Source organism: Niallia sp. NCCP-28, assembly GCF_023168165.1.
GTDB lineage: Bacteria > Bacillota > Bacilli > Bacillales > Cytobacillaceae > Niallia.
The window spans coordinates 530,424-548,198 of the sequence record NZ_BQYJ01000003.1 but is presented as its reverse complement, the minus strand read 5'-3'; the positions used below and the strand labels follow the sequence as shown (position 1 = coordinate 548,198).

General features: G+C 33.9%; 14 protein-coding genes, 1 pseudogene and 1 other annotated feature. Of the genes and pseudogenes, 4 read left to right on the top strand and 11 right to left on the bottom strand.

The window, feature by feature from the left end; genetic code table 11:
• Positions 1 to 101 precede the first annotated feature (101 nt).
• The gene (locus tag NCCP28_RS11955) at positions 102 to 1,208 is read right to left on the bottom strand and encodes a coiled-coil domain-containing protein (protein WP_248561626.1); all 1,107 of its coding nucleotides are present in this window, start codon (positions 1,206 to 1,208) and stop codon (positions 102 to 104) included.
• 282 nt (positions 1,209 to 1,490) lie between these two features.
• Between NCCP28_RS11955 and NCCP28_RS11950 the strand changes: the two genes are divergently transcribed.
• Positions 1,491 to 1,943 carry a YfmQ family protein gene (locus tag NCCP28_RS11950; RefSeq protein WP_248561625.1) on the top strand — a complete coding sequence of 151 codons (453 nt, stop codon included), beginning with the start codon at positions 1,491 to 1,493 and terminating at the stop codon, positions 1,941 to 1,943.
• 34 nt (positions 1,944 to 1,977) lie between these two features.
• Here NCCP28_RS11950 and NCCP28_RS11945 read toward each other — a convergent pair whose 3' ends face one another.
• The 6 genes from NCCP28_RS11945 to NCCP28_RS11925 all read right to left on the bottom strand — a co-directional run bounded on the left by NCCP28_RS11945 (position 1,978) and on the right by NCCP28_RS11925 (position 7,553).
• On the bottom strand, positions 1,978 to 3,438 hold the full coding sequence (locus NCCP28_RS11945; RefSeq protein ID WP_248561624.1) for an Msr family ABC-F type ribosomal protection protein: 1,461 nt from the start codon (positions 3,436 to 3,438) through the stop codon (positions 1,978 to 1,980).
• A gap of 421 nt (positions 3,439 to 3,859) precedes the next feature.
• Positions 3,860 to 3,904 (bottom strand): erythromycin resistance leader peptide, encoded by a 45-nt coding sequence (locus NCCP28_RS23830; RefSeq protein ID WP_108745583.1) that lies wholly within the window; start codon positions 3,902 to 3,904, stop codon positions 3,860 to 3,862.
• 179 nt (positions 3,905 to 4,083) lie between these two features.
• Positions 4,084 to 4,566: a GyrI-like domain-containing protein gene (locus NCCP28_RS11940; protein ID WP_248561623.1), complete on the bottom strand. Its 483-nt coding sequence runs from the start codon at positions 4,564 to 4,566 to the stop codon at positions 4,084 to 4,086.
• A gap of 538 nt (positions 4,567 to 5,104) precedes the next feature.
• Complete coding sequence (locus NCCP28_RS11935; RefSeq protein WP_248561622.1) at positions 5,105 to 6,322, bottom strand: RNA-guided endonuclease InsQ/TnpB family protein; 1,218 nt, start codon at positions 6,320 to 6,322, stop codon at positions 5,105 to 5,107.
• 15 nt (positions 6,323 to 6,337) lie between these two features.
• Positions 6,338 to 6,937, bottom strand: coding sequence for an IS607 family transposase (locus NCCP28_RS11930; RefSeq protein ID WP_248561621.1), 600 nt, complete (start codon positions 6,935 to 6,937; stop codon positions 6,338 to 6,340).
• A gap of 163 nt (positions 6,938 to 7,100) precedes the next feature.
• On the bottom strand, positions 7,101 to 7,553 hold the full coding sequence (locus tag NCCP28_RS11925; RefSeq protein ID WP_248561620.1) for a MarR family winged helix-turn-helix transcriptional regulator: 453 nt from the start codon (positions 7,551 to 7,553) through the stop codon (positions 7,101 to 7,103).
• A 130-nt stretch (positions 7,554 to 7,683) separates the two neighbouring features.
• Between NCCP28_RS11925 and NCCP28_RS11920 the strand changes: the two genes are divergently transcribed.
• Positions 7,684 to 8,127, top strand: coding sequence for a GNAT family N-acetyltransferase (locus tag NCCP28_RS11920; RefSeq protein WP_248561619.1), 444 nt, complete (start codon positions 7,684 to 7,686; stop codon positions 8,125 to 8,127).
• A 183-nt stretch (positions 8,128 to 8,310) separates the two neighbouring features.
• Positions 8,311 to 9,183, top strand: a complete 873-nt coding sequence (locus NCCP28_RS11915; RefSeq protein WP_248561618.1) for an AraC family transcriptional regulator — start codon at positions 8,311 to 8,313, stop codon at positions 9,181 to 9,183.
• 424 nt (positions 9,184 to 9,607) lie between these two features.
• On the opposite strand, the gene tyrS is transcribed toward NCCP28_RS11915, so the two are convergent.
• Positions 9,608 to 10,822 carry a tyrosine--tRNA ligase gene (gene tyrS, locus NCCP28_RS11910; RefSeq protein WP_248561617.1) on the bottom strand — a complete coding sequence of 405 codons (1,215 nt, stop codon included), beginning with the start codon at positions 10,820 to 10,822 and terminating at the stop codon, positions 9,608 to 9,610.
• Positions 10,823 to 10,903: 81 nt separating this feature from the next.
• Positions 10,904 to 11,153, bottom strand: a binding site (T-box leader).
• Positions 11,154 to 12,059: 906 nt separating this feature from the next.
• On the opposite strand from tyrS, the gene NCCP28_RS11905 reads away from it, so the two are divergent.
• Positions 12,060 to 12,689 (top strand): CAP domain-containing protein, encoded by a 630-nt coding sequence (locus NCCP28_RS11905; RefSeq protein WP_248561616.1) that lies wholly within the window; start codon positions 12,060 to 12,062, stop codon positions 12,687 to 12,689.
• A gap of 225 nt (positions 12,690 to 12,914) precedes the next feature.
• Here NCCP28_RS11905 and NCCP28_RS23975 read toward each other — a convergent pair.
• The 3 genes and pseudogenes from NCCP28_RS23975 to NCCP28_RS11890 form a co-directional block, all read right to left on the bottom strand.
• A pseudogene (locus tag NCCP28_RS23975) lies at positions 12,915 to 13,411 on the bottom strand (C40 family peptidase).
• A 1,176-nt stretch (positions 13,412 to 14,587) separates the two neighbouring features.
• Positions 14,588 to 15,043, bottom strand: a complete 456-nt coding sequence (locus NCCP28_RS11895) for a hypothetical protein (RefSeq protein ID WP_248561614.1) — start codon at positions 15,041 to 15,043, stop codon at positions 14,588 to 14,590.
• Between the two features lie 16 nt (positions 15,044 to 15,059).
• Positions 15,060 to 17,207, bottom strand: a complete 2,148-nt coding sequence (locus tag NCCP28_RS11890; protein WP_248561613.1) for a glycosyl hydrolase family 18 protein — start codon at positions 17,205 to 17,207, stop codon at positions 15,060 to 15,062.
• Positions 17,208 to 17,775 lie beyond the last annotated feature (568 nt).

The following is a 17,775-nucleotide window of genomic DNA, read 5'->3' as shown; positions in this document are numbered from 1 at the left end:
ACTAAGGGAGTTTAAATTTTAGACCCCCTTAGTAATTTCCATTCTTTCTATCACACTCTAGCTAGATAGAACTACTTATTAATAAAAAAGCCAATTATTGCTTAATTGAAAGCATCATATATTTTTTTCGTATACTTATTTACCCCATACCATCCATATGTTGCCGTATGGCCTACATTGGTTTTGGGATCATCAATAACCACCTCAAATACATGAATAATATAATTGTCCCCGTCCATATGATCATATTCTACATGCATTTTATCATTATTTATATTTAAATGATTTTTGACTAATTGAACCGCTTGGCTGCTCGTCAATTCTGTTGTTTGCTTTTCTTCTGCCTGTTTGGTGTTTTCCTCTTGATTTGATTCATGTGGCACTGTAGTTGTCTTTTGCTGTACAGTACTAGAACTTGCTGTTTTTTGTTCTGGTTGTTGGACTTCTATCGAACTGGTTTCTGCTGTTTGCTTTTTTTGTTGCACCATTGTTGTTCGCTCTTTTTCTTTTTTCTCTTTCTGTGCTGCAGCTAAACGCTCAGCCGCTTGTTGTTTTTGTTTCTGCTCTTCGGCTAAACGAATTGCTTCTTCTTGCGCTCGTTTTTCCGCTGCCAAACGCAGCGCCTCTTGTTTCTGCTTTTCTGCTTTTTCTTTTGCTATCTTTTCTTCATACACTTTTTTAGCATTTGTGGTTTTATCCATTAAATCAGTTAATTTTTTGCTTAAAACGGCAATTGCCTGATTATCAGTCTCTCTATTTTGTTTCGCTTTTTCAAAAATAGCATAGGCTTCCCCAAATTGCTGTTTTTCCAACATTTTTTTCCCCTTGGCAAGTTCTTCTTCCATTGCTTTCTGCTGATTAGACAGGTTCTGACTTTCTGAAATCAGCCGCTCTGCTTGTGTATTGATTGTATTTTTTATGTCCTCCTTACCATCTATCGCTTGAACTTTTTCGGCTTTTTGTATGCTTTGGTCAAATTTTCCTTCCTGCAATGCTTCTGCGCTTTCATTCAATAAATGAGCTGCTTTAATAAATACTTTTACTTCTTCTGTTGTTTTCTTATTTTGTGCTTTTTCAAAAGAGGTTAATGCAGCAGCAAAATTTTTTTCTTGCAACTGCTCTTGTCCGGCACGAATATTTAAGGAGTATTCTTTTGGAGTACATGCCGTAAGCAACAGCACACACCCTACTATTAATAGTTTTTTCATTAGTTACCTCCATCTTGCTTCCTAGCAATTTATTCCTATCGAAACGCTTCCATCTTACTATTTTAGTATTTCATCTTTTATTACTATTAACCTAGTCATTCGACAAAACATATAAAATCCCTTCTTGATTAAGAACGTTTTCTTATTTTTTGAAAATGATATGGAGTAGATGATCTATTTCTAAAATTAGAAGTATGGTAAATAACTTTTCAACCTATTTTTCCTATGCTAATATAAGTATTATAAAAATATCCATTTTAATTGTAACGGAGATGATGAAGTATGACATGGGCTGTTTTTCTTTCTATACTTGCTGTTTGTATAGTAAAAGTATTAATGACCTGTCTGCCAACTGGTACGGTAAATTGGCTGATCCGCAAATTTGAAATGCACGCAAAACTTCATGAAGAAGATGTCATGATTAGCATTAATGGAACTCAGCTAGAGGACAAGGAAAAAATGCAGGTAATTCGTGCTTTTAATGAAGCTGCTGTTCTGGAAAAATATACAATCTATCGCGGCTATAACGAACATGTTTATCTAAACCCTAAAAATGGCGGAACACCAATCGTTATTGATGCAAAAAAAGGCAAATATAACGTAAAAATAATAATGCACAAATACAATGATCATATTGATATTGTCAAACAGTACAAAAAGAAAATCGTTGCTTACAGCGTACATGTTGAACCGCTTCAAAAACATTTTCTGTCTGCTGCTGCAGATATGGCATAAACAAAAGGCTGTCGAAAGTTCGACAGCCTTTTGTTTATTGCAATAATAATTGCTGGTCTTCAATAGCATACACATAATCTGCAATACGTTTAATAAACAGACGGTCATGAGAAACAAGAATAACCGTCCCTTCATATCCTTGCAAAAAACGCTCTAATGCTTCTGCACAAAAAACATCCAAAAAGTTGGTAGGCTCATCTAACACCAATATATTATAATTTCCTAAAAAAAGCTGGCAAAGCACTAAACGGATAGCCTCTCCCCCACTTAAACTGCGCACATTTTCCAGTAAAGAATTTCCAGTAAAATGCATGGCATGTAAAACGGCACGAATCTTCCCTTCTTCATAATCACTTCTTCCTTTTATATAGGAGAGAACTGTTTCATCTTGTTCAAATTGATAATCCATTTGTTTATAAACGCCTATCACTGCCTTTGGAGAGAGCGTAACACCTTCTTTTTTCTGCAAGATATGGTTTAGCAAAGTTGTTTTCCCTGATCCATTGTTTCCAGTTATGGCAATCACTTTTCCCAAGGGAAATTGGAAACTTGCTTCTTTAAGAAGCGTTCGATCTCCTGCCTTTACTGTCACTCGATCTGCCATAATTGGAAACTTATTATGCAGATGAATTCCTTTTGCCTGATGAAAACGAAGCATTCCCTCTTCTTTTGGTGCATCTACTGCTTTTAGTTGTTCCACTCTCTGCTCCAATGCCTTTGCTGCACGCTGAACAGACTTTTGGCTCGTATCTTTTGATTTTGTCATAAACATTTTATTTGCTTTTGCCTTCGTTTCTTTTTTGGAAATATGATTATTGGCTTGCGTAATTTTATCAGCCTTTTTCATTTTTTCTTCCGCTGCTTTTAAAAGACGGCTCTTCTCTTTCACATATTTCTCATGCTGTTCTTGCTGCTGCTTTTTTTGAAGTTCCTTTTGAGCGACATAATCAGAATAATTGCCCGTATATTCTGTCACACATCCCTCCTCTATTTCCCATATTTTTGTTACTAGTTGATCCAATACATATCGATCATGACTGACAAGGACAAGAGCTCCATAATAATAAGCCAGTTTGTCGATAAAAAATTGAATGCCTTCCTGATCCAAATGAGTTGTTGGTTCATCAATCAGCAGGCATTCATGGTAGGAAGTAAAAATTTGCGCCAATTTCAGCCTCGTTTTTTCTCCGCCGCTTAAATGATCCAATTCTATTTGTGGAATAGACAGTTTTCCTGTTAATTTATAATCTACTTCTTTTTCAACAGGTGCTGCCAATTGATCAAAGTAGGCAACTTCAGAAAATCGATGAACTGCTCCTTTGTCAGGAATAATTTCTCCAAGCATTAGTTTTAATAACGTACTTTTTCCAGCCCCGTTTTTCCCGACAATTCCAATCCGATCAAACTGATGAACCGCTAATCTTGGGACGTTTAATACTAATTTATCTAAATAAGAAACTTCAATTTTTTTTAATTCTATACTAACTTTTTCCATTATTTATTCCCTCCATTTATAAAAAAAATCACAGACATCTGCCTGTGATTAGAAAGTAAAGGGAATAGACCCATCCTTATTAATAAAGAGGGAAGCTAAGATAGCCGTTGCCAAACAAAGGAGCATTAATACATAAGCAAAGCGCTTTTTTTCTGTCCAATGTTCACCAAATAAGCTCCCCTTTGCTACTAAGATTGCTTCTTTTAAAGCAGCCTTGCAGCTTGAGAGCATATCTCCTATAAATGCAAAATAAACCTTCTTTTTGATAAAATGAAAGAAAAATTTGCAAAAATAAAAAAAGGCAGATTCATCCACCTTTCTTCATCTACTATTGATGATTGCAAAATGAAGATTATTAAAAAAGGACAGACTAATCCCGTTTACTCTGCCTGCACAAACAGAGCCTTTGAACATATTCAATTCACTTGTTCAAAGTTGGGAATCGCAATCTCATCGCATGTGTCATTTTTTAATAATCCTCCTTATATGTTAAAATACATAGTTAATTATACGAGAATTACTTCCATTCGTCAAAAGTTTCTGCTGAATCTCCTCCCTAAAAAATGCCCTAATGCAAAAAGCAGAAAGTATAATTTCTGCTCCAAATGTTCCAGCTAACTTTCTTCTGTACAATAAAAAATAGAATTATTTCTTCTCCATAATCGAAATCCATATTTCCGAATAATAATCATCACTAAAAGGATTGCCATCATTGTATACTTCTAATGAAATATTGCTTCCTAATCTATAAGGGTTTGTTGGCAGCCATTCCGAATAAATCTGCTTCCATATTTTCTGCATGCTATGCGGCATCGGACCATTTACTGCAAAAATTGCCCATTTTCCAGATGGAACTTCCAACAATTCATAATCATCGCTTTTTTCTTCTTCTCCGCTTACGCCAATCCAATAGTCTAATTTTTCATTTTGAGGATCATCCACACAAACACCAAGAAGCCCCTTTAATTCACCACTATTTAAACTGGACAACAAATCTGCCTGACCGTTTTGATTCACCTCTTCCCAAAACTTTGGAATTCCTTTCATATTTTCATCATTTGTATACAAATAAGATCTTTTAATGCCAACTACTTGAAAACTATCCTTTTCTTTAATCCTTACATTCATCGTTTCTCTTCCCTTCCGTGTGAATGACAAATAAATTGTAAATCGCTAATTTCCCTATTCCTTTTTTTGTTTCGTTTGGTGTAGCCAGGCTGTTTCCGATAAACGTTTGAAAAAAATTCTAGTGTGTCATATCCATAATATTTCTCACAAAGGTCGATTATTTTGGTATCAGTATTCAGCAATTCTTGACCGGTTAAGGACAGCCTTTTTCTTCCGATATACTCTCCTGCCGAAATATCAACCGCTGAAAATGAAACGGAGAAATATTTGCTTCTTTTGCGATTCGATCAACGTCCAATGGCTGATCAAGATTTTTTCAATAAAATCAATCAAACGCTGCAAATCTTCTATTTAACTCACTAATTTGCCTCCCTTAGCCTATCTATACATTAAAACTTTTTTCTGTTTCGACCTGTCATTTTTTGCGCACTTATGACAGGTTCTTCTTTTATATGTACATCATTAGGTTATTAAAATCATTAAAATCTCTAAACTGAATTAAAAATTTTAATGAATTTCATTCATTCGTCCATGTTACCTAAATAACATTTACTCGAACAGGATGTAACCCCACACCCGATACTCCATTTGCAAAAGCATCTGAAAATACTTTTCTCATTATATTGTAAGCGCCATTTACATCTGCATTAATTAATTTATTTTCAGCAGATAGAAACATACTACGTTTGATACGTTTTCCTTTATAGACAATCTGTTTGCAGACATCTTCTAAATCTAAAAAGCTACATTTAGACGTATAAGATTCTTCTGTAATAATCACATTTAATCCCACATTCTCTGCTTTATACTGTAATTGCTGTATATACATTTGATGAGGAATACCAACAAAGGATTGATTAACTCTCTTACTCATTTTACTTTCACGTTTCCAATCTTTATTGTTACCAACTACAATTGTATTGCAATCCAATGATAAAGCGTGTTTAATTGTCCAGTTGCTTGCTTGATGAATAAAATTACTCATTACGTTATTCCGTTTGATCGTCAAGTTATTCATTCTATCTGTCCAATCGAGATTATTTATGCGTTTAGCCACTTCGCGATAATGAGAAATTTTCTTGTTGTACCATTTATTAATTGATTTTAGACCTTTACCATTAATAACGACTGGAATTTGTCCAACATTATTCACAATGGTTGCAAAGTTATCTAATCCAATATCAATGGATAAATACTTACCATTATCTAATTTATTTTCTTTTACTTCTATTTTGTATACTATTTCTATGATAATGTGTTTATTTCCTGGTAAGATTCTTACTTGTTGTAACCCTTTTTCTATTTTCGTGTTAAGCGTAAATTCATTGAAGGATTTAGGGAATTTCACCATGTTATCTTTTAATTTGCAATTTTGATTTGTTAGAATTACTATTTGTCTGCCATTCTTTTTTAAATACTTTGGCAATTTCGGTCTTCCTGTATACTTATTTGGATTTTTCTTGTAGTCTTTTATACTAGCAAAAAATGATTTCCAGTTCTTATCTAATAGCCTTAATAATTGCTGTGAAGACTGAACAATTGGCATTTGTTTATAATCATAATTAAATCCATCTTTCTTTAATAGCTTATCCAATTCATTATAATGAATATATTTGCTTTCTTTAATAAATTCTTGTCTAATTTGATAATTTGCAAAGTTGTATAAATTCTTCGATTTAAAACAAAAGTCATCTAGAATTTGATAATAAGCATGATTATGCTTGATGATATGTTTTTCTACTCTCGTAACTTTCAATTGATATCACCTTCTTTATTCTGGTTCTTCCCTTTCAATTAGTTCCTTTATTACCTTATTTTTTCTTTTACTGTACATTTTCATGGAATAACAATGTAATAAACTTACTATTTCCTCGAATACTTCCTCGCTATCCAATTTCACATTCCCAATCTCACTCATGACAATGATTTCCGTATTATACTTGTCAAATAAATGTTTAAATAAATCAAATCCTACTCTACTCATTCTATCTTTATAGGTAATGATCACTCGTTCTACTTTTCCACTTACAACATCGTCCAGCATCTCGAAAAACTGTTTTCTTTTTTCAAATGAGATCCCACTTGCCACATCTTTAAATATTCGATTAATTTGCCATCCGTTTGAAAAACAGAATTGTTTAAGTTGTTCGATTTGTTTTTCTAGATCTTTTTTCTGTTTACTGGTGGACACTCTCGCATAAATAAATGTGTTTCTTTTCATTCCTTTGTTTAAAAAAGCATAAACATCTTCTTCGATATAATCGTATCTTCCATTCGGAAGAGTATTCGTTCCAATAATTCCTTCTTTTACATATTTCGTTAAAGTAGGTCTTGTAATACTTAGAATTCTTAATACGTCCTTCGCCTTCAAAAAGAAACCTCCTTTCTCTTTATATTCTTATTATATGCAATGATTATAGAAATATAAATTTTTTTATTAAAATTTTTAATGTTTTTTATTATTTTTGTTATAATTCTCCACTATATTTCTCAGAAAATCAGCAATATCTACTAAACGATTTGAGTTTTTTTTACTAATAAATGCGTTTATTGCCTTTTTTCACATATTCCCAATCCACTTCCATGTTTTTTCTAGCTCGCTGCAGAAGATGAAAAAGTGTTTCTGTTTCTTCCTCAGAAAATCCCGCTAAAGCAACGCGGTCGGAATGCTCTCCTTCCCGCTTTAAGATTGGATACACGGTGCTTGCTTTATCTGTTGGAAATAATTTTTTTATTTTTTTATTTACTGCATCTTCTTTTTTTTCAATAAACCCTTGCATTTCTAGTTTTTTTATCGCACGAGCCGCTGTTGTGCGGTCTACTTTTATCATTTCGGCTAACTTTTCTTGAATAATGCCTGGGTTTTCATATATGCGTACAAGATACAGATACTGCCCCTTCGTCAAATCATACTCTTTAAATTCTATATTGCTGATTGAATCTAAGGCTCTAGCTATCATACCGATTTCACGCAAAATGTCTTTCATTCTAAAACTCCTTCGTCATTTTTTTATTGCATTTACAATAAAAATAGGTTAAATTAATCTTACGTTAATTTTGTTGCAAATGCAACATTAATAAAAGGTGTTAATTAAATTTTAGAAAAGGATTGAAAAAATGACCTTATCCATAAAAATAACAAATGAAGAAGAATTAAACAAAGCTTTTCACATTCGAAAAACAGTATTTGTACAAGAGCAAGGCGTCGCACTAGAAGATGAGTTTGATCATTTCGATATCTTAAGCGAAGATTGTGAACACATATTGATATTACATAAGGAAAACCCAGTCGGCACAGGACGCTTAAGATCTGTTGATGGATTTGCTAAATTAGAGCGAATTTGCATTTTAGAGCCATACAGAAAATTTGGTCTTGGTAAGGTAATCATTCAATCATTAGAGGAAATCGCATCAGAAAAGGGCTTAACGAAAACGAAATTACACGGTCAAACACAGGCAGAAGGTTTTTATCAAAAACTCGGCTACAAAACAGCATCCAGCATCTTTATGGAAGATGGCATTCCCCATGTGCTGATGATAAAAGAATTATCTAATAAATAATGCATAGAATAAACTTTTTCGTTTGTCCATTCGGCATTATAATCTTAACATTAGGCATTTATTCACCCATACTGTTTTTTTATTCTTATGTATATTGATTAGCATCCGATATTTTCCGTCTCATATAAGTGGAATGTACATTGCCAGTATTTTTTACAATAAAAACTGCAAGGAGGTTATCAAATGGATACGCTAAAAAATATGAATGCCGCTTTACGCTATATTGAAAATAATCTGGACAGTGAAATAGATTATCTCCAAATAGCAAAATTTGCTGGAACTTCTGAATACCATTTTCGCCGGTTATTTTCCTATTTATCTGGAATGTCCCTAAATACGTATATTCGCAACCGGAAGCTGTCTCAAGCAAGTTTGGATTTACAAAAAGACACCAGCAAAGTGATTGATATTGCAGTTAAATATGGCTATCATTCCGCAGATGGATTTACACGCGCTTTCAAAGAGTGGTCTGGAATAAATCCTTCTGAAGTAAAAAAAGCAAAAAATTTAAAACTATTTCCACAGATGACCTTCCAACTTACCATTAGAGGAGGAACTGATTTGAATTATCGAATAGAAAAAAAAGAAGCTTTTAAACTAGTTGGGATCAGCAAAAGAGTGCCCATTGTTTTTGAAGGACAAAATCCTGAGATTATAAAACTAATCCAGTCCATTACAAAGGAACAAAAAGAAAAATTGCAGAGCTTTCGAAATACAGATATAAAAACCGTTGTTCAAGCTTCCTATAATTTTGACAGCGAAAGACAAAAAGAAAAGGGAAACTTAGACCATCTAGTTGGTTCCATCACCACATTAAATAGAGATTTTTCAAATTTTGAAGTAGTGCATGTGCCTGAATGTACATGGGCCATTTTCACATCATCAGGCCCTTTCCCTCAAACGATGCAGGATACTTGGTCAAAAATCGCATCAGAATGGCTGCCTTCTTCCAATTATGAATTGGCAGACGTACCGGAAATTTCTTTTACTGGAGATTTATCTAATCTGGAACATGTCCATAGCGAAATCTGGATTGGAGTAAAAGAAAAAAACTAATCTCCTAAATAGATTGTATAATCGCTAAAAAACTAATATTTATACATTTTTTATCCAGCGGGGCTGTCTAATAAGTCCTAAAATAAAAACAGGTGAAGAAAACAATTTTTTCTTCACCTGTTTTTATTTTCTATTCATTTTTTATATTTAATTTTAAAAAAAGTTATATAATGCCTACCATGGATTTTGGCACTTTGTCGATTGGAATGGACGACATGAGACTCCTCTGACCCTGCAGCGCCAAGGAGGCTCCCGCACCACCCTCGGAAAGCAAACGCCCGGGGTGGAAATCAACAGCCCCGATAGTTTTAGCTAGCGAATAAATATCCTTCATATTTTTGATGCATCTGTCAATATCTACACAGCAGAGGCAATTAGTAAATTCAATCAGCAGGAAACTTGCTGCCTGTTCATGCATGATAAATTATTTCTCAAATCGCACAAATCGTTTCTTTCCAATTTGCATTACATCTCCATTCATTATTACTTGATCAAGATCTCCCTTTTCAAGTTTTTCCTGATTAAATGAAATGCCATTTTGGGCAAGCAAGCGCATAAATTCGCTTTTGCTTTTCACTAAATTCATTTCCACGAGTTTTGGAATATTATGCATAATTGATTCTTCTCCTATTTCAACAAGTATTGTAGGAATATTAGGAGGTATTTGTTTTTTCTGAAATGCAACTTCAAAGAAGTGCAGCGCTTTTTCTGCAGCGTCTTCACCATGATAAAGACCAATGATAATTTTTGCCAGCTCTAGTTTAAGATCACGTGGATTCTCCCCATTTTCAAGGCGCTGCTTCATCATTTGTATTTGATTTGGATGTTCATCTGTAGCAAGTTCAAAATATTTAATGATTAAATGGTCTGGGACTTCCATAACTTTTTTAAACATCACTTCTGGCGCTTCGCTTACGCCAATGTAATTCCCTAAACTTTTACTCATTTTTTCTACACCATCTAACCCCTCTAATAGGGGCATAAATATTGCAACTTGTTTTTCAAGCCCCCAATGTTTTTGCAATGTGCGGCCCATTAAGATATTGAACGTTTGATCTGTGCCGCCCAGTTCAATATCTGCTTGTATTTCCACTGAATCATATGCTTGCATTAATGGATAGAAGAATTCATGAATGCCGATGGGCACTTGATTTTTGTATCGTTTTTGAAAATCATCACGTTCTAATACACGGGCAACAGATGTGGTGGCTGCTAATTTTAAGACATCTTCGAAAGTTAGTTTTGACAACCATTCACTATTAAAACGAACGGTTGTTTTTTCTAAATCCAACACTTTAAAAATTTGTTCGCAGTATGTTTTTGCATTTGCTTTTACCTGTTCATCACTTAAAGCGACACGCCCCTTGGCTTTTCCAGTCGGATCTCCAATACGGCCTGTAAAGTCACCAATTAAAATGACAGCTTTATGTCCTAAATCTTGCATTTGTTTAATTTTGCGCAAAACGACTGCATGGCCTAAATGGATATCAGGTGCTGACGGGTCTAAGCCTAATTTAATGGTAAGTGGCTTTTTTTCTTCATAAGAGCTCTTTAACTTATCTAAAAGCTCTTTTTCATCCACCAATGTGTGAACGCCTTTCATAATGATGATCAATTGTTCTTCAGGTTTTACTGACATACGTAACATCTCCTTGTAATATTATGAATAATATTGCAAGCTCTATAAGAGTAAAAACAAAAACGCCCTTTAGGGAAAACCCTAAAGGACGTTCATTTGACGTGTTACCACCTTTATTTGAAAGCCACTCGCACGGCTTTCCTCCATAAGTACGGTCTGATAAACAGACGATACTTTAGCTTGGATTACGGCAGCTAACCCGGTGCAGCCTACTATAAGTTCGGTGCACAGCTCCAAGATGTATTCACATTGACTCCACATGCGCCTCTCATCAACCGGCAGCTTTCTGTCCGCTTCTTTCAATGCTACTCGTTCTCTTCACAGCTTTTACTCTTATACTCCAAAATGTAAAAACAAATTTTCGTTATGCAGATATTAACGTTTATTATAAAACATGATACAAATTTGTCAAAGGTTTTTTTATAAATCATCATACCTTTTGCAAGTCAAAAGAATTTTGCAGCATTAAAGGACAAAAATCCTATTATTTTTCTCTCTCTGTTTTGTCCATAAACCTGTTCTTTCTCCAACTATTAACATTGCCATCTTATATTACTTTTACATAACTCTACATTTCCTTTAACGACTTTTTGTTCAACGTAGCTTATTCCAACAACTCATCGATCGTATTACAACATCCGTTTGGTTATTTAGTAAACACTAGCTTTCTGAAGCTCGATTAATTTGGTAACAGTGCTCTCTGAAAGAACATATAAAATGCATATATTCAAATGTATACACATCATTAGTCAACTCTTCAAATAAAACATTTATTTCCTCCATAATCGTATGCGCATCAACATCTGTATTTTTTTAGAAAATAGTATAAAAGTTAGAATCATTTTCTCATCACATGTATGTATATAAGAATTCCTTACATTGTTGGCAACTTCACTCCTTATTCTATCACCCAAATGAGTGGGCTAGTTTGTGGTTCTTTAACATGTTTAGTACGTGCATGCGTGATTTTTTCATGAAGGATGCCACTTTTCTTTTTTGTTTTTTAATACTTTTGGCTCCCTTAAAGATGAAGTCTTCTCTTCTATTTAAGATAAAGAGTTAGTAAAATTTTGGATTTGTCTATTCTTTTTATTTAATTGTTGAAAATAGCAATAATGATTCTTAATTAAAAGAATTATTTTAGTATGCAGTAAGCAAGATTTACCATTATTATTTTTTACATAGAAGTAAAAAAGTAACCAACAATAATAGCATTAAAATAAAGGAGTAACTATGTATGAAAAAAATCAGCCTTTTTCTGTTGTTAATTGCATTGTTTGTTTTTCACGCACCCTTTGTAAATGCTCAATCTATCAAAACTTTCAAGGAACCTCCATTTGAATTTTATAAGGTTTCTAAGGGTGATTCTTTTTGGTACATTGCACAAAGATATGGTTTAGATTATAAAAAACTAATGAATTTGAACCCTGATGTCGATCCAAACAATATGCAAGTTGGAGATGTCATTCGATTAAAGTCCTCAGGCACGCCAGTAAAGAATTTTGAAGAAGAAGTAGTTCGTCTTGTCAATCTTGAGCGCGCAGCTAATGGACTTTCTTCTGTCATGCACCGTGCAGATATAAAAAGTGTAGCCGAGAAAAAAGCGATGGATATGATAAATTCCAATTATTTTTCACATGAAAGCCCTAATTATGGAAGTCCTTTTCAAATGTTAAAAACATTTGATATAAGCTATCAATCAGCAGGCGAAAATATAGCCAAAGGACAAAAATCACCTAAAGAAGTAATGGATTCTTGGATGAATTCTCCTGGCCATCGGGCAAATATATTAAATGGCAAATATAATTGCATTGGCGTAGGCTATTATAATGGTGCATGGGTACAACTGTTTATTCAATCAACATAAAGTGAAACTTCATTCAGTGGGGGTTTTCTTCATCCTCCACTGGTTGTTAGTTGAACCAGTCAGGCTTTTATGGGCAGTTATCCCCCACCTAGATTTCTCGTTTTCTCTTATACTCTTGGGGTGGGGATTTAATGCGTAATAAAACGGACATAGGAGAAATCCTATGTTTTTTTATTTCATCATATTTTTCCCCCTTGCTTTTGATGAAAGCAAGGGGGGAAGTTTTTAGTATATTCGTTTTGCACCTGCATAATATTGAGCCCAATAAGTATTATCCATAGAATAAGCAGCAATTCCTTTCGAGCTAGTTGCTGAAATAAACTGATTATTTCCCATATAAAATCCAATATGTGAAATCGTGCCAGGTATATTTACAGCAAAAAAACCAAGTCTCCCGGTTGCAACTGCGATTTTTCTATTGCTGTTCCTGTATTAAATAGCCCTGCTGATGTATTACGAGACATCGAAATACCATGTTGATTGAACATATAATATACAAAACCTGAACAATCAAATCCAGAAGGGGCAGCACCTCCCCATACATATGGAACACCTGAATAATTTATAGTGTCTTTAACCAATTCCTTTTTGACGATGGCATGGCTTATAGCGGTTCTTGTTTCTTCATTGCTAATTCCTGTCACAGGCAGAAGATAATCGCTTTGGAAATTTTTTATGGCTTCTGTCATCGAAGCAGCAGAATTGCCTGTCATAGCAGGCATCGTGTAGTAACCAAGTGTCTGTAAATTTCTCTGAATAGATTCCAAATCAGTGCTAGATTTAACAGCTTCACCATTTGAAGATGCTTGTGCTTTAGGAATAGTCAATATTTGTCCAACTCTTATTGTGTCACTTGTTAGATTATTCGTTTCTTTAATTTGGTCTATAGAAGTATTAAATTTTTTTGCTATTACTGATAAAGTATCTCCTGCTACAACAGTATAAGTAGCGGAAGCAGTTGGTTCTTTTGCAGGCGAAGCAGCTGTTGAGTTATTTGCCGGAATCACTAATGCCTGTCCGACCCTAAGCATATCAGAAGTCAATTGATTGCTGCTTTTAAGAGCTTCAACTGTAGTGCCAAAACGTTTAGCAATTAAGGATAAAGAATCTCCTGAAACCACAATATAGTTTGTTCCTTGATTATTTGCCGTCGCAGCAGCTGGAGCTGGATTGCTTAAAGATTGGTTATTTATTAATAAGGGGATTATAAGTATTTGCCCAAGATTTGTTGCATCACTTGTTAAGCCATTCGCTTCTTTAATCGCAGCTACGCTAACATTATATTTTTTAGCCAAAACAGTTAGATAGTCACCAGCTTCAACCTTGTGAAATGCTTGCGGAATTAGGAGACGTTGATTGAGTTGCAGCATATCTGTTGACAATTGATTTGCTTGTTTTATTTGATCTATTGAAGCATTAAACTTTTTGGAGATATTCCAAAGTGTATCCCCTGCTTTTACTTCATAATAGATAGAACTTGAAATTTGCGAATTAACTGCAGTTGGCTCTGCTGCTTGCGCAGACATCGGATTATATGCTATAAATGGCAATGCTGTCACAACGATTCCACCAACCATGACTTTAATCATGGTTACTTTAAAGCTTGGATATCGCTCTCGTATAATTTGTTTCGCTGTTGAAATAATAGACGTTTTTTCCTTTTGGCTGTTTCCAAGTTCATCACTAAACTCCAGTAAATAATTATCTGCATAAATGATAAGAATATATTCATCACTTTGTGGATCTTTTTTTTTCAGCTTATACCTTTGATACTCGTTCATTAAAATTACCCTCCTTCATTAAAATGTTTTTTAAATTTATTTAATGGTTTTTGACATAATTAGAAACATTAAGCAAAAAAACCTTTGTTAGCAACTGGACTAGCAAAGGTTGTAACACTATTGATTCTTTATTTGCAAATCCTTAAAATTGAATTCTGTTTTTGTTTTTTCTGAGGTGCGAACAAATACATCTATTTGTGATGTATTGTTTTTTAATTCATATGAAGCAGTGAATGATTTCCAGCTATTAGATAGTTCTACCGCCCATTTTTTTTCCTTAATAAAAACTCCTCTTGCATCTGTTTCTTCAATCACTAAAAAATGTTTTCCTTTTCCCTTTAATTTTATTTTGTATTGAATCTTTTTAGAGGTGAATTTTTCTTTGGGTGTATATACAAAACCTTCCTCTATTTTTTCTCCTTTAGTTTTAACTAAATATTCCCCTGGATTTATTTGTTTGATGTTTGCACCAACACCAAAAAATTTTGAAATATCTTCTCTTGCAAATAATTGAGAATGCACTGAAAAGAAAATAAACAACATAGATAAGCATATAACAACCACTTTTTTCATAAATAAATTACCTCTCCTATTTAGCATTTGCAACAACATCTAATTTAGCAAGCGTTACCGATCCCGCAATACCATCTGCTTTTAATTTATACTTTTTTTGGAATGCTATAACAGCAGTTCTAGTGGAACTGTCATAAGTCCCATTTGCTTTTCCTTTATAGATGCCGGCCTTTTTTAACTTATTTTGCATATCTGCAACGGCGCTTCCTTTTGATCCTTGTTTTAGAGTAGAATATGTTTTCACTACTTTTTTTGCTGCTGTTGCTGTACTTTTTCCATTCATAGTCGTAACATTGTCCAATTTCGATAATGTAGCTGGCCCGGCAATGCCATCTGCCTTTAATTTATATTTTTTTTGGAATGCAACAACAGCACTTCTAGTGGAACTGTCATAAGTCCCATTTGCTTTTCCTTTATAGATGCCGGTTTTCTTTAACTTATTTTGCATATCTACAACGGCGCTTCCTTTTGATCCTGTTTTTAATGTAGAGGATGTCTTTTTTGATATAGTAGAAGCAGGTGTTTTTACAGTTACAGAAGGTTTGGCAGCTGCTGTTGCAGTCGTTTTGGAAGGCGGCTTTTCAGCAGCCGTCGCCTTTTCCTCGCTAGTTTCTTTGTTTGCTGATGTATTAGAAGATGTGGAGACAGGCGAATCACTAGCTATAGATTTGTCAGCGGTTGCAGAAGTCGCAGTTTCCGAACTGTTAACATTTAGTACTTGTCCGACAAAAATGGAATCAGATCCTAAATTGTTTAATTGCTTTAATTGATCTATAGTCATTTTGTAAGCAGTCGCAATTTTCCAAAGAGAATCTCCTGATTTAACTGTATATTTAGCAGTTATCTCAGCAGGAGATATTCCTCCTGTCTGTTCTTTTGGTTGTATTGATTCTGTTGCCTTAGCTGTAGTTTGTCCATTATCGGACATCCATGTTCGATAATTTTGCCAAATGGATGTATTTTCCTGCCCTAAACTCCAGCTGCCAGACCCTTTTAAATTGTATTTATGAATAAGATCAAACTTTGCACCAATAGAGTCACTATTTTCGTACCAAATATGATAGGTCCCGGGCGTAAAGGTTTTCCCTGCAATTGTAGTAAGAGGTGCCCCTTCTTTAATTGTAATAGTTGCTTTGGGCGATTTTGTATTTTCATCAAATGTTACAGTACCGCCGTATTTTGCCAGCAGCTCATCTACTCGCACATTGGATATGCCAGTACCCCCTGATGCTCCGCCTTCTTTCCAGTAGCGGCCATAAAATGGAATCCCTAGTACTATTTTGTCTGGAGAAATTCCTTGTTTTAATGTATATTGAATAGACCGCTCAACCCATCCATAGCTTGCAACTGGACCCTCTGGGCTTCCTTCAAAACTTTCATCGTATGCCATTAGCATTAGATAACTGGAATACTTCGCCAACTCCTTGTAGTCATAGGAACCCTGCCAACCTTTTGTCCATCCACTCGGATTGGCAGCAACTGCGACAGATACCTCTTTATCGGAAGGCAATTTTTCACGAAGCATCTTGACTAAATCAGTGTATGAATCTCTGTCGATTTCTGTGGTATTTTCTATATCCACTTGTATACCGTCTAAATTATTATTTTTTATAAATTCAGCGATTTGAGTTGTTAATTTTTCGCGATTATTTAAAGCTGAGCGTCCAAGCGTTCTATCCCAGTGATTACTTAAAAAAGGAACTACTTTAATCCCTCGATTATGCATTTCTTTTACAAACGAAGCATCAAATTGATTCGTTATTTTAAGAGAACCATCGGAATTAATATCAAAATAACTAGGTGAAACGAGATTTAAATTCCCTTGTGTTTTATCGATTTCAGAAATGTAAGATTTAGTATTTCCGAAATAAAGATATGACATATTAAAGGTTACTTCATGTGCTTCCGCCTTTTGGAAAGGAAAACTTGTTAAAATAGTAGCTCCTGCAGCAATAATAATGGTTGCCATTTTTAGTTTTGGAAATTGCCTTTTTATCATTTTTTTTGCTGAGTTAATCAAGTCTATATTACTTTTCCTAGAATAAAAAAATTCACTGCCGAACTCTGTATCAAATAATTGATGATTTGGCTTCATATGTAATACCAGAAAAATTTCCCCATTTTTTTCTTTTAGTTCGATTTGTTGAAAATCCTGAAAATTCATTTATTCACCACCTTAATATTATTTTTCGTAGTAATACTTAAACTATGTATTGAAAAAACTGGTCTTTCTTCTGAAACGATAAAAAGCATTTAAATTTCCCGCTAGAATAAGCCTTGAATTTTTTCTACCTTTATAACGTTTTTTCTAGAATATTTTTCTAAGTTATCTTTAATTAATGAATCTGACGATTATGAATGTATTTTTTATACTCTTATTAAGAAAAATGATGGATATAAATCCTTTTAAGAATAGAGGAATAAAAGTTTTAAGAAGACCTTTGTTTGTTTTTCAGAGACCTAATTAAAAACCCTTAATTCGAGGGAGGTTTCTATAGAAAGCATTTGAATATAAGTTTTCGGGGGACAAATAACTTTTCCAGAAAAAGAACGAATAGTGTAATTTAGATACAATATGGAATAGATGAATACTGAATACCAAATTTTCCAATTAAAATAGTCAAAAAAAGAAGCATATTGAACAGCAAACCAATCCTGCAATGTCTAAAATTAAATATGGAGAGTGAATAATTTGATTAAAATAAAATATAAATGGAGATATTAATAAGAAT